General features: G+C 66.4%; 12 protein-coding genes. 10 read left to right on the plus strand and 2 right to left on the minus strand.

The genetic code is table 11. From position 1 onward, the window contains the following. Window positions 1–75: 75 nt before the first annotated feature. The 5 genes from LG306_RS03365 to lpdA are packed head-to-tail and all read left to right on the plus strand — an operon-like array spanning window position 76 to window position 6650. Window positions 76–1311 (plus strand): thiamine pyrophosphate-dependent enzyme, encoded by a 1236-nt coding sequence (locus LG306_RS03365; protein WP_200918604.1) that lies wholly within the window; start codon window positions 76–78, stop codon window positions 1309–1311. 59 nt (window positions 1312–1370) lie between these two features. Then, complete coding sequence (locus LG306_RS03370; protein WP_404419630.1) at window positions 1371–2438, plus strand: alpha-ketoacid dehydrogenase subunit beta; 1068 nt, start codon at window positions 1371–1373, stop codon at window positions 2436–2438. 1 nt (window position 2439) lies between these two features. Beyond that, window positions 2440–4083, plus strand: a complete 1644-nt coding sequence (locus LG306_RS03375; protein ID WP_404418212.1) for a 2-oxo acid dehydrogenase subunit E2 — start codon at window positions 2440–2442, stop codon at window positions 4081–4083. A gap of 4 nt (window positions 4084–4087) precedes the next feature. Further along, window positions 4088–5212, plus strand: a complete 1125-nt coding sequence (locus LG306_RS03380) for a PIN domain-containing protein (RefSeq protein ID WP_404418214.1) — start codon at window positions 4088–4090, stop codon at window positions 5210–5212. Between the two features lie 7 nt (window positions 5213–5219). Continuing rightward, window positions 5220–6650 (plus strand): dihydrolipoyl dehydrogenase, encoded by a 1431-nt coding sequence (gene lpdA / locus LG306_RS03385; RefSeq protein ID WP_404418216.1) that lies wholly within the window; start codon window positions 5220–5222, stop codon window positions 6648–6650. Here lpdA and LG306_RS03390 read toward each other — a convergent pair whose 3' ends face one another. Both LG306_RS03390 and LG306_RS03395 read right to left on the minus strand, forming a co-directional pair. Beyond that, complete coding sequence (locus tag LG306_RS03390; protein WP_404418218.1) at window positions 6651–7448, minus strand: SDR family NAD(P)-dependent oxidoreductase; 798 nt, start codon at window positions 7446–7448, stop codon at window positions 6651–6653. 7 nt (window positions 7449–7455) lie between these two features. Continuing rightward, a complete protein-coding gene (locus LG306_RS03395; RefSeq protein ID WP_055807840.1) occupies window positions 7456–7926 on the minus strand; it encodes an Rrf2 family transcriptional regulator in 471 nt (156 codons plus the stop codon). A gap of 168 nt (window positions 7927–8094) precedes the next feature. Between LG306_RS03395 and LG306_RS03400 the strand changes: the two genes are divergently transcribed. The 5 genes from LG306_RS03400 to LG306_RS03420 are packed head-to-tail and all read left to right on the plus strand — an operon-like array spanning window position 8095 to window position 14654. Beyond that, on the plus strand, window positions 8095–10071 hold the full coding sequence (locus LG306_RS03400; RefSeq protein WP_404418220.1) for a potassium transporter Kup: 1977 nt from the start codon (window positions 8095–8097) through the stop codon (window positions 10069–10071). Further along, window positions 10068–11456 carry an RsmB/NOP family class I SAM-dependent RNA methyltransferase gene (locus tag LG306_RS03405; protein ID WP_404418222.1) on the plus strand — a complete coding sequence of 463 codons (1389 nt, stop codon included), beginning with the start codon at window positions 10068–10070 and terminating at the stop codon, window positions 11454–11456. The genes LG306_RS03400 and LG306_RS03405 overlap by 4 nt, the downstream gene beginning before the upstream one ends. Window positions 11457–11503: 47 nt before the next feature. Further along, on the plus strand, window positions 11504–12178 hold the full coding sequence (gene rpe / locus LG306_RS03410) for a ribulose-phosphate 3-epimerase (protein ID WP_404418224.1): 675 nt from the start codon (window positions 11504–11506) through the stop codon (window positions 12176–12178). Beyond that, a complete protein-coding gene (locus LG306_RS03415) occupies window positions 12175–14022 on the plus strand; it encodes a heparinase II/III family protein (RefSeq protein WP_404418225.1) in 1848 nt (615 codons plus the stop codon). Before rpe ends, LG306_RS03415 begins: the two co-directional genes overlap by 4 nt. Then, a complete protein-coding gene (locus LG306_RS03420; protein ID WP_404418227.1) occupies window positions 14022–14654 on the plus strand; it encodes a hypothetical protein in 633 nt (210 codons plus the stop codon). Before LG306_RS03415 ends, LG306_RS03420 begins: the two co-directional genes overlap by 1 nt. Window positions 14655–14729 lie beyond the last annotated feature (75 nt).

Consider the following 14729-nt stretch of genomic DNA (forward strand, 5'->3'; position numbering starts at 1 on the left):
CGGCGTGTTATCACACGTCCACAGGAAACACGGACGGACCCCAGAACGGATATGGACGCCCGCATGAACGATAAAATGAACAAAAAGAACAGCCAGCCCCTGTCCTTGCGCGTGCCGGAGCCGTCCGGCCGTCCCGGCGATACGCCGGACTTCAGCCATCTGCAGATGGACCCTGCGGGCGTGGTCGAGCGGCCCGAGGTCGGATCGACGCCCTATCAGATGCGCGATCTCGCCTTCCGTCTGATTCGGGTGCTGGACGATGAGGGCGCCGCAGTTGGTCCGTGGAACCCGCGCCTGGATCCCGAGACGATGCGTCGCGGCCTGAAGGCCATGATCCTGACGCGCGCTTTCGACGACCGGATGCACCGCGCCCACCGCCAGGGCAAGACCAGCTTCTATATGAAGTGCACCGGCGAAGAGGCCATCGCGGTGGCCCAGGGCATGATCCTGAGCCGCGAGGACATGGGCTTCCCCACCTATCGCCAGCAGGGGCTTTTGATTGCGCGCGGCTATCCGCTGGTCGCGATGATGAACCAGATCTATTCGAACGCCGAAGATCCGATCAAAGGCCGCCAGCTGCCGATCATGTATTCGGCCAAGGACTACGGCTTCTTCACCATCAGCGGCAATCTGGGCACCCAGGTGCCGCAAGCCGTGGGCTGGGCCATGGCCAGCGCCTACAAGGGCGACGACAAGATCGCCATCAGCTGGATCGGCGACGGCGCCACGGCCGAAGGCGACTTCCACAACGCCCTGACCTTCGCCTCCGTCTATCGCGCCCCGGTCATCCTGAACGTCGTCAACAACCAGTGGGCCATTAGTTCCTTCCAGGGCATCGCCGGTGGGCTTGAAACGACCTTCGCCTCCAAGGCCATCGGCTATGGCCTTCCGGCCCTGCGGGTGGACGGCAACGACTTCCTGGCGGTCTGGGCGGCGACCCAGTGGGCCGAGGAACGCGCGCGGTCGAACCAGGGGGCGACGGTGATCGAACTGTTCACCTATCGCGGCGCCCCGCACTCGACGTCCGACGACCCCAGCCGCTATCGTCCCGGCGACGAGCATGAGAAATGGCCGCTGGGCGATCCGATCGAACGTCTGCGCCAGCATCTGACCGTCATCGGCGAATGGGACGACGAGCGTCACGCCGCCGCGCTGAAGGACGCCGTCGAACAGGTCCGCGCCGCCGGCAAGGAATCCGAAGCCATAGGCACCCTGGGCCAGTCGCGCCCTAGCGTGAAGACGATGTTCGAAGAGGTCTATGCGACCGAAGACTGGCGGCTGATCGAACAGCGCCGCGAGGTGGGGGTCTGACCATGAGCGAGCAAACCACCTTCACCGACTCCGATCGCAACGACGGCGTCGAGCCCGACATGGTCGACCAGAACGCCGCCCCCGCCTCGGAAGCGACGGGCGCGGGCGTGGTCCCCATGAACATGATCCAGGCGCTGAACTCGGCCATCGACGTCAAGATGGCGGAAGACGCCAACGTCCTGTCGTTCGGCGAGGACGCCGGCTATTTCGGCGGCGTCTTCCGCGTCACCGACAAGCTGCAGCAGAAACACGGCCTGACCCGCAGCTTCGACGCCCCGATTTCGGAATGCGGCATCGTCGCCGCCGCGATCGGCATGGGCGCTTATGGTCTGCGTCCCGTCGTGGAGATCCAGTTCGCCGACTACATCTATCCGGCCTACGATCAGATCGTCTCGGAAGCGGCCAAGATGCGCTACCGCTCGGGCGGTCAGTTCACGTCGCCGATCACGGTGCGCAGTCCCTATGGCGGCGGCATCTTCGGCGGCCAGACCCACAGCCAGTCGCCCGAAAGCCTGTTCACCCATATCGCGGGCCTGAAGGTCGTCATTCCATCTAACCCCTATGACGCCAAGGGCCTGCTGACCGCCGCCATCGAGGATGACGATCCGGTCGTCTTCTTCGAGCCGAAACGCCTCTACAACGGCCCGTTCGACGGCTGGCACGAGAAGCCGGTCTCGCCGTGGAAGGCCCAGGATCTGGCCCAGGTCCCGACCGGCAAATATGTCGAGCCGATCGGCAAGGCGCGCGTGATGCGCGAAGGAAACGACGTCACCGTCCTGGCTTATGGCACCATGGTCTGGGTCGCCCTGGCCGGCGCGGAACACGCGGGCGTGGACGCCGAGGTTATCGACCTGCGCTCGCTTGTGCCGCTGGACATCGAAGCCATCGAGGCCTCGGTGAAGAAGACCGGCCGCTGCGTCATCGTGCATGAGGCGCCCAAGACCTCGGGCTTCGGCGGCGAGCTGTCGGCCCTGGTGCAAGAGCGCTGCTTCTATTCGTTGGAGGCGCCGATCGTGCGCGTCACCGGTTGGGACACGCCCTATCCGCACGCTTTCGAATGGGAATATTTCCCCGGACCGCAAAGGGTCGCAGACGCCTTGAAGAGCGTCATGACGGGAGGTCGCTGATATGGGTCGTTTCGTCTTCAAACTGCCCGACGTGGGCGAAGGCACCGCCGAGGCCGAACTGGTCGGATGGCACGTCAAGGTCGGCGACACGGTCGCCGAGGATCAGATCGTCGCCGACGTCATGACCGACAAGGCCACGGTCGAGATCACCGCTCCGGTCAGCGGCAAGGTCGTCGCTCTGCATGGCGAACCCGGCGCCATGGTGCCCGTGCGCGGTCCCCTGGTGGAGTTCGAGGTCGAGGGGGCGGGCAATGCCGAAGACGCCCCGACGCCCGTCGCCAAGCCAGATCCCGCGCCCATGATCGCCGAGGTGCCGAAGATTGAGACACCGGCAGCCCCCGCTGTCGAGGCGCCGACATCCGGCAACTACGTCTTCAAACTGCCCGACGTCGGCGAAGGCACGGCCGAGGCCGAACTGGTCGGCTGGCACGTCAAGATCGGGGACGCGGTCGAAGAAGACCAGATCATCGCCGACATCATGACCGACAAGGCTACGGTCGAGATCACCTCGCCGGTCGCCGGAACGGTCGTCGCCCTGTACGGCGAGGCGGGCAAGTCGGTGCCGGTCGGCGGGCCGCTGGTCGCGTTCGATGTCGAGGGTCGGGGCAATGTCTCGACGCCCGTCGCGGCGCCGAAACCGGCCTCCAAGCCGACCGAGAATACGACGAAGGCTTCCGCCGCGACTTCGACGACTCGAAGCGCCACTTCAGCGACCGCGCCCTCCAAGCCTGTTCCCGCCATGACGGGACGTGCGCCCGGTGAACGCCCGTCGGCCTCGCCGGCCGTGCGCAATCGCGCGCGGGATTTGGGCGTCGATCTGACCTTCGTGCCCGGTTCCGGCCCGGCGGGTCGGATCACGCACGAGGATCTGGACGGCTTCATCGCGCGCGGCGGTTCGCAACCTGCGTCGGCGCCGTCCGGCGGCGGCTCGACCTATGCGAAGGCGCAAGGGACGACCGAGGTCAAGATCATCGGCCTGCGCCGCAAGATTGCGGAGAAGATGGCCGAGAGCGTGCGCCGCATTCCCCACATCACCTATGTCGAGGAAATCGACATGACGGCGGTGGAGGAGCTGCGCGCCCACCTGAACGCGACGAAGTCCAAGGATCAGCCCAAGCTGAACGTCCTGCCCTTCATCGCCCGCGCCATCGTGGTCGCCCTGCGCGACCAGCCCCAGATCAACGCCACCTATGACGACGAAGCCGGCGTCCTGACCCAGCACGCCCCGGTCCATCTGGGCATCGCCGCCCAGACCCCGAACGGCCTGATGGTGCCGGTGGTCCGCCATGCCGAGGCGCGCGACCCCTACGATACGGCGCTGGAGATCGCCCGCGTCTCGGGCGCCGCCAAGGACGGTTCGGCCAAGCGCGAGGAACTGTCGGGTTCGACCATCACCATCACCTCGCTGGGCACGCTGGGCGGGGTGGTCCACACCCCGATCATCAACCACCCCGAGGTCGCCATCGTCGGTCCGAACAAGATCGCCGAACGGGTCGTGGTCAAGGACGGCCAGATGGTCGTGCGCAAGATGATGAACCTGTCGTCCAGCTTCGATCACCGCATCGTCGACGGTCACGACGCGGCGGTGTTCGTGCAGCGGATCAAGGGTCTGTTGGAGAATCCGGCGACGCTGTGGATGGGATGAAGACTTGCCCGGTCAGCAAATACTGATTGGTCCCCGAGTTGTTCTCGACACCAGCATCTTGAGAGGTGCGGGGTGGCGATCAGCGGCTATTGAAAGCCTGTTCGAACTGGCCCGGAGTGGAGAAATTGATCTCGTGGTGCCCGAGATGGCCTACGAAGAACGTCGCACCCAGTGGCGTGAAGAGGCGAAGAAAAAGCTGCTAACCAGCTCACGCCACGCTCGAAGCCTCGCTGACGATCCCTTGATCGACGCTCAAGCAAAAGAAGTGTTGGATCGCGCGCTTGCTGTGCTCGCCGAGTTGGGCGACGGAGACAAGCTCTCTGAGCGGTTGGTCCGCGGATACTTTGATCGAGGCGGTGCGACGATCGAACCAGGTATAGCTGTCGACGGCGAAGCAACGATGAAAGCTTATCTGTCGGGCGACCTACCGTTCAAGGAAGTCAAGGCGCGGGATGACATCCCCGACGGCTATATTTTCCAGGCAGTGAAGCGGTTAGCGCAGCGGCATGGTGCGATAGATTTCCTTTGCGCGGATGGAAATCTCGGAAAAGCTGCCGCTGGTCTACCTAGCGTTACCGTTCACGATGATCTCGCTGCGTTCATGGCTGGGCCAGTTGTACAAGGCTCGCTTGAGCGCGTAGCGGCTAATGCGCGATGGGCAGAAGTCCGAGCCGAGATTCCGGATGAGTGGTTCGAGGAGACCGCCGGAGAATTCGTCAGAGACGAGTACATGAATATCTTGGAGCGGGTCACGATCCGTGACCGGTCTATTCCGTCCGATGGCCATGAAGCCACGATTTCTATGTTTTATGACATCACCGATTTCAACGTCACAGATGTCAGTGATTTCGGAAATGGTTGGGTCCAGATCGAGTGCAACTTCCAAACCGAAGTTGTTCTATCATTCATGATCTATCGATCCGAAGCATACGATGTGCCGGATTGGGTCTTTGTGAGCCACGGCGATCCCGAAGAAGATCATTATTTCGAAGCAGAGGGCGAGCGAGCCATCAGTGTTTCACTCACTCTGGCTGTGAAGATGCATATCGACGCGCCCAACGGAAATGAGCCCATCGCTGACAAGATCGAAGTGTCGGGTGGTCCAGACATCCAACTATTTGACTATTGAAGCGGACATGACCCAGACCCTGAAAACCAAAGTCCTCGTCATCGGCGCAGGCACCGGCGGCTATGTCGCGGGTATCCGTTGCGGCCAGCTGGGCCTGGACACTGTGCTGGTGGACGGCGGCGATGGGCTGGGCGGGACGTGCCTGAACGTCGGCTGTATTCCGTCCAAGGCCATCATCCATGCGGCGGGCAAGTTCGAGACGGTGGCCAAGGCGGCCGGCGACGGGACGCTGGGCATCACGGCGGCGGCGCCCGCCATCGACCTGTCGCAGACGGTCGCGTGGAAGGACGGGATCGTCCGTAAGCTGAACGCCGGCGTCGCGGCCCTGCTGAAGAAGGCCAAGGTCAAGGTCATCAAGGGCTGGGCCGAGTTCGCCGACGCCAAGACCTGCATCGTGAAGACCGACGAAGGCGACATCCGCATCACCGCCGAACACGTCATCCTGGCGACGGGGTCCGAGCCGGTCGAACTGCCCTTCCTGCCGTTCGGCGGCGACGTCATTTCCTCGACCGAGGCGCTGAGCCTGTCGGAGGTCCCCAAGAAGCTGGTCGTCGTGGGCGGCGGCTATATCGGTCTGGAACTGGGCATCGCCTATCGCAAGCTGGGCGCCGAGGTGGCCATCGTCGAAATGGCCGACCGCATCCTGCCGCTCTACGACAAGGCCCTGACCGATCCGGTCGCCAAGTGGCTGGAGAAGCATGGCGTCGCGCTGCATCTGGGCGCACGCGCCGGGGGCTTCGGCCCTGATGCTCAAGGCGGGGGCAAGCTGTCGATCACGACCAAGGATGGCGAGCCGCTGCAACTGGACGCCGACAAGGTGCTGGTCACGGTCGGTCGGCGTCCGCGTACGCAAGGCTGGGGTCTGGAAAACATGGGCGTGGCCATGGCCGGTCCGTTCGTGAAGATCGACCAGCGCTGCGCCACCTCGATGAAGAACGTCTGGGCGGTCGGCGACCTGACCGGCGAACCCATGCTGGCGCACAAGGGCTCGGCCCAGGGCGAGGTGGTGGCAGAAATCATCGCCCATTCTTCAGGAAAGGGTGGCCACGACCGCATCTTCGATCCCGTCACCATCGCCGCCGTCTGTTTCACCGAGCCGGAGATCGTCTCGGCCGGCTTGGGCCCCAACGAGGTCGCGGGTCGTAACGACGTGATCCAGTCGGTCTTCCCCTTCGCCGCGATCGGTCGCGCCCTGGCCATCGAGGCGGGCGAGGACGGCGGCTTCGTGCGGGTGATCGCGTCCAAGACCGACCACCGCATCCTGGGCATCCAGGCGGTGGGCCAGCATGTGTCGGAACTGTCCAACAGCTTCGCCCAGATGCTGGAGATGGGGGCGGTTCTGGAAGACGTCGCCGGGACGATTCACGTCCACCCGACGCTGGGCGAGGCCTTCCACGAGGCCAGCCTGCGCGCCCTCGGGCACGCCATCCACATCTGATCAGATCCGGTGCAGCCGCTTTGCGTGGTTCGCCACCATGCGAAGCGCCAGGCCATCGGGCAGGAAGCGGGCCAGTCCGGCCATGACGTTGTTCATGACGCCAGGGGTGACGCTGGGACGGTTGGCCTCGCACGCGTCATAGCCGATGCGCGCCACGCGCGCGGCGTCCATCCACATCCAGGCTGGATAGGCGCTGGAGACCTGCTCACGCGAGCCGTTGACGTCATGGAACTCGGTCAGGGTGTAGCCGGGGTTCAGCACCGTCACGTGAACGCCGGTTCCCTGCGTCTCTAGATGCAGGCCCTGCGACGCCTTGATCAGGAAGCTCTTGATCGGCCCGTACAGGGTGTCGCCGCCCGTCGCGGGCATCTGGCCGGCCAGGGAGGCGACGTTCAGCACCCGGCCGAAGCCCCGCTGGATCATGCCGGGCAGCAACAGGCGCGACAGCTCGACCGGCGCGGTCAGCATGACCTGGATCATGGCGCGGTGGGCGCTCAGGTCGGTGTCCAGAAAGCCGGTGACACGGCTGAATCCCGCATTGTTGACCAAGCCGTCGACGGTCAGGCCGCGCGCGGCGATGGTCGCGACCAGCCGCTCGGGCGCCGCGGGGTCGGACAGGTTTTCGGGGATGACGGTCGCGGTCACGCCGTGGGCGGCGGTCAGTTCGTCGGCTAGGGACTGCAACGGGGCTTGGCGACGCGCCGTCAGGATCACATTCCAGTCCCCGGCCGCATAGGTCCGGGCCAGGGCCGCGCCGATGCCGGCCGAGGCGCCGGTGATCAGAACGGTTCGATTCACGACGCGATCAGGCCGCGACGGGGCAGGACTTGTGCGGCGCGAAGGCCGCCAGCGCGATCGGGTTGTCGGCCAGAAGGTCGGCGATGGTTATCTTGGACAAAGCCTCGGTCGCGGCCTCGTCCGCAGCGGTCAGGGCCTTGGCGACCTGGCGCGGGATATGTTCGCTGATCGGGCAGCCCTTGGCGCCGGCAGGGGGCGAACCGATGTGGGCGCAGCCGTTCACCGCCTTCAGCACCTGATCCAGCCGGATGTCCTCTGGCTGCCGCAACAGCCAGGAGCCGCCGGTCGCGCCCGGGCGGGTGGCGATCAGCCCGGCCTTGGCCAAAAGGGCGGTCACGCGGCGCACCACGACGGGATTGGTCGGGATCGAGGACGCCAGCACGCCGCTGGGCATCGCCTGCGCAGGCCCGAACGCGCCCTTGTGGGCCATATAGGCCAGGGCGTGGGCGGCGACGGGGAAGCGTTGGCTGTCTGACATGGTTCTGTTCCTGATGCGAAAATAGGCGTTCAGGGGCCGAATCACAAATCGCGCCGCAGAACGCCGAAACCGAATCCGCCGTGGCGCGATTGAAGACGGCGTGGAATGGGCCTAAAGGCTCGCCGCTTTGAAGGGACCGACGCCGCGTCGGAGACCCGGAGGATACGCATGGCCGGGGACACTCCCCACGACGCGAGCGCTCCCTCGCCCGCGTCGAACACGCCGGACAAACCCACCCACGCCACGGGTCCGGACTCCCACATCCCCGGCGGCCAGGCCGCCAAGCACGGCGGCTTCTGGGCTCTGACCATCGGCGCGATCGGCGTGGTGTTCGGCGACATCGGCACCAGCCCGCTCTACGCCCTGCGCGAGGCGATCGACCATGCACGCACCGGTGTCGGCGGCGATCTGGCCGTGATCGGCGTCGTGTCGCTGGCTTTTTGGGCGCTGATGGTGGTGGTGACGTTCAAATACGTCTTCTTCCTGATGCGCGCCGACAATAAGGGCGAGGGCGGCACTCTGTCCCTGATGGCGCTGGCGCAGTTCGCGGTCGGTCGGCGCAGCGCCTGGATCTTCATCCTGGGCGTTTGCGGCGCGGCCCTGTTCTATGGCGACGGCATCATCACGCCCGCCATCTCGGTCCTGTCCGCCGTCGAAGGTCTGCAGGACGCGCCGGGTCTGGCTGGGCGGCTGGATTCCTTCATCGTGCCGATCTCGGCCGGCATCCTGATCGCCCTGTTCCTGGTCCAGTCGCGCGGCACGGCCAGCTTGGCCAAGTATTTCGGCCCGATCACCGCCGTCTGGTTCCTGAGCCTGGGGGCGCTCGGCCTGTATCATATCTTCGACGACGTCAGCGTGCTGCGCGCCCTGTCGCCCCACTATGGCGTCATGCTTTTGCTCAACGATGGCTTCTTGGGCTTCGTGATCCTGGGCAGCGTCTTCCTGGCCGTCACGGGGGCCGAGGCCCTCTATGCCGACATGGGCCATTTCGGAAAGGCGCCGATCCGCATGGGCTGGCTGGCCTTCGTCCTGCCGTGCCTGACGCTGAACTATCTCGGCCAGGGCGCCCTGATCCTGGACAATCCCGCCGCGTCCGAGAACCCGTTCTGGAACATGGTGCCGCAGTTCGCCTATTGGCCGATGCTGATCCTAGCGACCGCCGCGACCGTCATCGCCTCCCAGGCGGTGATCACCGGCGCCTTCTCGGTGACGCAGCAGGCGGTGCAGCTGGGCCTACTGCCGCGCATCGACATCAAGAACACCTCCGAGACCCAGGCCGGTCAGATCTTCGTGCCGGCGGTCAACACCTTCCTGATGATCGGGGTGCTGGTGCTGCTGGTCGTGTTCCAGAGCTCGCATAACCTCACGGCCGCCTATGGGGTGGCGGTGACCGGCACCATGCTGGTCAATACGCTGATGGCCTATTCGGTCATCCGCAAGGGCTGGAAGTGGCCGATGTGGGCCGTGGCGGGGACCCTCATTCCGTTCGCCTTCATCGACAGCGTCTTCCTGACCTCCAACCTGCTGAAGATTCCGGACGGCGCGTGGATGCCGCTGGTGCTTGGCGCCCTGCTGGTCGTCGTGATGTGGACCTGGGTGCGCGGGACGCAGATTCTGACGACCAAGACGCGCAAGGACAGCCTGCCGCTGAACGATCTGATCGAGATGCTTCAGGCCCGTCCGCCGCACCGTGCGCCGGGTATGGCCATCTTCCTGACCTCTGATCCCGACGTCGCCCCGGTCGCCCTGATGCACAATCTCAAGCACAACAAGGTGCTGCACGAGAAGAACGTCATCCTGACCGTGCGCACCTCCGAGCGCCCGCGCGTCAAGGAGGCCGACCGGGTGCGGATGGAGCCGATCAACGACGACTTCAAGAAGGTCACGGTCACCTATGGCTTCATGGAGACGCCGAACGTGCCGCGTGCCCTGGGCCTGTGCCGCAAACAGGGGCTGAAGTTCGACATCATGTCGACCAGCTTCTTCCTGGGCCGACGCTCTCTGATCCCGTCGGCGCGTCAGGGCATGCCGCTGTGGCAGGACAAGCTGTTCATCTTCCTGATGCGCAACGCCGCCAATCCGACCGACTTCTTCCACATCCCGCCCGGCCGCGTGGTCGAATTGGGCGCGCAGGTGGCGGTATGAGCACCGAGGGTCGGGGCGGGCAAAGCTCGCAGGCGCGCGGGCGTCGCATGGCCACCAAGGGCCGCCCGCGCCCGGCCTCGGCCGAGGCCGCTCAAGGTCCGTCGCAGGACGACATCGGCGTGGAGGCCCGCGTCATCGCCGGCATCTTGCTCAACGCCGCGCTGGAGAAGCGCAACGGCCTGGACGAAGCCCTGTCTCAGCCTGCCGCCCGCGCGCTGGAGCCGGTGGATCGCGCCTTCGCCCGCGCCGTGGCCATGGCCGCCCTGCGTCGTTTGGGCGAGATTGATCAGATTCTGGATCGCCGCCTGAAGAAGTCGCCGCCCGAGGCTGTGCGCACCCTGATGCGCATCGCCCTGGCCCAGACCCTGGTGTTGGAAACGCCCGCTTTCGCCGCCGTCTCGACGGCGGTGAAGCTGGCCGAGCGCGATCCCAAGACCCGCCCCTACAAGAACCTGGTCAATGCGGTGCTGCGTGGGGTTGGGCGTGAAGGCCCCGGCCTGACGACGGCCGAGAGCAATCTGCCGGACTGGATCGCGGCGCGCTGGAAGGCGACCTATGGCGAGGCCGCCCTGGCGGGTCTGGCCTTGGCCGCGCGCGAAGAACCCGCGACCGATCTCAGCCTGAAACCAAGCGTCGATCCCGCCGCCGTGGCTGCCGCTGTCGAGGGCGAAGCCTTGCCCGGGGGCACGGTTCGCACCGGCCGTCGCGGCGATGTCGCCGGCTGGCCCGGTTTCGAGGACGGCGACTGGTGGGTCCAGGACGCGGCCGCCGCCGTGCCCGGCCGGCTGCTGGACGTGAAGCCCGGCGAGACGGCGCTCGACATGTGCGCCGCGCCTGGAGGCAAGACGCTGCAACTGGCGGCCGCCGGCGCCGCGGTCGTCGCGCTGGACCGTTCGGCCCCGCGTCTGAAACGCCTAACGCAGAATCTTGAGCGGACCGGCCTGACCGCCGAGGTGGTCGCCGTTCCGGCCGAGGACTGGGAGGACGCCCGCACCTTCGACGCCGTCGTGCTGGACGCGCCCTGCACCGCGACGGGCACCTTCCGCCGCAACCCCGAAGTCCTGCGCGCCACCAAACCGGCAGAGGTCGCCAAATTGGCGGACGTCCAGCACCGCCTGCTCGACGCCGCCGCCGAGCGCGTGAAGCCGGCCGGCCGTCTGGTCTATTGCACCTGCTCGCTGGAGCGCGAGGAGGGCGAGACCCAGATCATCGCCTTCCTGCGTCGCAACCCCGCCTTCCGCACCGTCGCCGCCGATCCGGCTGCCATCGGCGCCCCGCCCGAGGCGCTGACGCCCGAAGGCTGGCTGCGCATCCTGCCCTCCATGTGGGCCGAATATGGCGGACTGGACGGCTTCTTCGCCGCCAGGCTGGAACGGGTGTCCTGAGCGGGAGCGCCTTGCTCCTGCCCGCAACCCGCCTTATCCGGAAGGCCATGGCCGTTACCCCTCTGATCTGCCCGTCGATCCTCGCCAGCGATTTCGCGCGGCTGGATGAAGAAGTCCGCGCGCTGGAGGCGGCGGGCGCCGACTGGATTCATGTCGATGTGATGGACGGGCATTTCGTGCCCAACATCACGCTTGGCCCCGACATCGTGAAGGCCATCCGGCCGCACACGGCCTTGCCCTTCGACGTGCACCTGATGGTCGCGCCGGTCGATCCCTGGCTGGAGGCGTTCCGCGAGGCGGGCGCCGACGTTCTGACCGTTCATCCTGAAAGCGGGCCGCATCTGCACCGCACCTTGGGTCGCATTCGTCAGCTGGGCGCCAAGGCAGGCGTCGTTTTCAATCCGGCGACGCCGCTATCGATCTTGGAAGAGGTGGTCGATCTGGTCGATCTGGTGCTGATCATGTCGGTCAATCCGGGCTTTGGCGGTCAGAAGTTCATCGAGAGTTCGCTGAAGAAGATCGCGGGCGCGCGGGCCATTCTCGACCGCGCCGGTTCGTCGGCTCACCTTCAGGTGGACGGCGGCGTGACCTCCGCCAATGCCGCAGCCTGCGTCGCCGCCGGCGCCGATGCGCTGGTCGCCGGCTCGTTCGTGTTCAAGGGCGATTACGCGACCAATATCGCCGCCCTGAAAGCCGCGCCGGCTGCTCAGAGCTTTTCGTGAGCCCGCTCGGCCCCTTCGCCCCGCGGGGCCAGGAAACGACGCTGGACGTCGCCTCGGGTCAGATCCCCGGCCTGCCTGGCGCGCCGGTGCGCACGCCCGTGCGGTCGGGCGACACGGTCGCAGGACCCGGCCTGTGGCCCGCCATCGCCGGCCGACTGGCGACGCGGCAATTGTGGATCGAGCTTTACGGCCTGCCCGGTTACGGCCTGACGTTGGGGTCGCCGCTGGGCGGAGGCAAGGTGACAGCGTTCGCCGCCACGCCGCGCGATTTCCGCCCGCACGATCCCGCGCCGGGGCGCAATGTCCTGGCCGGGCGTTTCAGGCTGGCCGGCGCCGCGATGGAGGTCGAGCCCCCGTCCGATCCGTGGAACAGGCCCAGTCCCTCGCGGCCCTTTGCAGTCGAGCTTCACGCCTTCGCCTGGCTGCAGGGGCTGATGGCGCAAGGCGACCGTGGGGCGCGCGAGGCGCTGCGTCTGACCCTGGCCTGGGCCGACGCCTTCGCACGATGGTCGCCCTTCGCCTGGGGACCGGAAATCCTGGCGCGGCGGGTCGTCAATCTGGCGTGCGGCGCACGGCGGATGGGCGCCGTGGCGACCGAGGCGGAACGGCTGAAACTGGCCGATAGTCTGGCGCGCCAGACCCGGCAACTGCTGCGTCCGCCCGGCGGCCTGGCCAGCCGGGCCGAGCGGTTGACGGCGGCGGCCATCGGCGGCTGCGTGCTGGCGGGGGCGCCAGGGCAGGCCTTGCGTCGCCGCGCGCTGTCGCGGCTGGACGGCGCCCTGAAGACCACGGTGCAGGCCGACGGCGGCCACGCCTCGCGCAGTCCCGAGGCGGGACTTGAGCTGCTGCTCGACCTGCTGACGCTGGACGACGCCTTGTCGCAACTGTCCGAACCGACGCCTGAGGGCGTCTCGGCCGCCATCGCCCGGCTAACGCAGGGCCTGCGCCTGCTGACCTTGCCCGATGGTCGTCTGGCCAGCTTCCAGGGCGGCGGCCCCTCCACAGTTGAACGCGTCGCGGCCGCCCGCGCCCACGACGACGAGGCGACGGCCAGGAGCGACGACCCGCCTGCAGCGACCGGTGCGGTCGCCGGCCTGACACGCATCGCCAGCCCCCTGCTCACCATCATCGCCGACACCGCTCCGCCGGCGCGCGACGCCTGGGGGGCGGCCGCCTGCGCTCAGCCGCTGGCGCTGGAGATCGCCTGCGGCAAGGATCGTCTGGTGACCGGTTCGGGCTGGACGCCGGCCTCGACCGACCGCCAGGCGCTGCGCCTGACGCCGGCCCATTCGACCCTGACCCTGGGCGAACGTTCGCTGAACGAACCGCTGGGCGGCTGGAAGGGCGACTTGTTGGGTCCGCGCCTGGTCGGACCGTCGATCCATGTGACCACCGACCTGCGCGACGGCGACGGCGCCGTCTGGCTGGAGATGGAACACGACGGCTGGAATGAGTTGTTCGGCCTGAACCATCAGCGCCGACTGTATCTGGACCAGCGGCTGGACGAGCTGCGGGCCGAAGAGAAGCTGTTTCCCACGCCAGGCCGCAAGGAGATGGTGCGCCAGATCGCGGCGCCCTACGCCATCCGCTTCCATCTGGAGCCGGGGGTTCAGGCTTCGCTGGCGCGCGACCGGCGCTCGATCCTGTTGCGGGGCGCCTCGGGCCGGGGCTGGTGGTTCAGGACCGACGGACCGGACGTAGCCATCGAGCCGAGCGTGCATATCGACGCCGGACTGACCCGCCGCTCGCTACAGATCGTGGTGCGCGGCTCGGCCCGCACCGACAGCGAAACCAAGATCCGCTGGAAGCTGAGCCCGGCCGGCGCAAGCGGCGAACCGGGCTGATGTCGCGCCATAAGGTCAATCTCGTCGATCTTATTGCGGCGCGGCCGATTGTGCATCCCACCCGGATCACCTCATTCAAACTGGTCGGCGATGTGGCGAGCTTCGCCCTTCAAGGCGCATCGTGGTGGGTCGAGAATCAAGCGAACATCAACGGCGAGATCGAGTTTCGCTTCGAAGGTGTGACCCGCGGTTCGATCGACCTTTGGGCGCTTTCCGACCCCGAGTGGGACGAGGCGCTAGATATGTTCCATATGGAGCGTACAGCGGACCTCCCTTGGGCCCAGCCGTCAACTGTTTCGATCTTTTGTAATGGATCGATCCCTCGGCCGCTGGACGTTTATACTTGCGTTCAGAACTACCTTCTCGACATCAAAGCGTTGCGCTCGCCTTCGGACATTTTGAATGGCGGCGACAGGCTGTCTTGGTTTCTGGAAGTTGCTCGTTCGCCTGTGCACCAACTAGCCGTAGCGCCGCCAGTGATTGCCGACTTGATCATCGCCGAATTAAACGATCAGGGCGTGACGCACACTGTCACTTTCACACGGGGTGGCGCAATTGCGCCGATCCTCGTCCGTATCGGTGATCACGTCTTTTTCTGTGAGCGGGCGACGGCGGAATTCGATCTAGACTGACGAATTGCGTCGCCTCCAACTGTTCCGCAAGGCTGACGCAGCCTGCCGATGGTGCTAGACGCCCGGCCATCCTCC

The organism is Brevundimonas vesicularis (assembly GCF_044807075.1).
Classification (GTDB): domain Bacteria; phylum Pseudomonadota; class Alphaproteobacteria; order Caulobacterales; family Caulobacteraceae; genus Brevundimonas; species Brevundimonas vesicularis_G.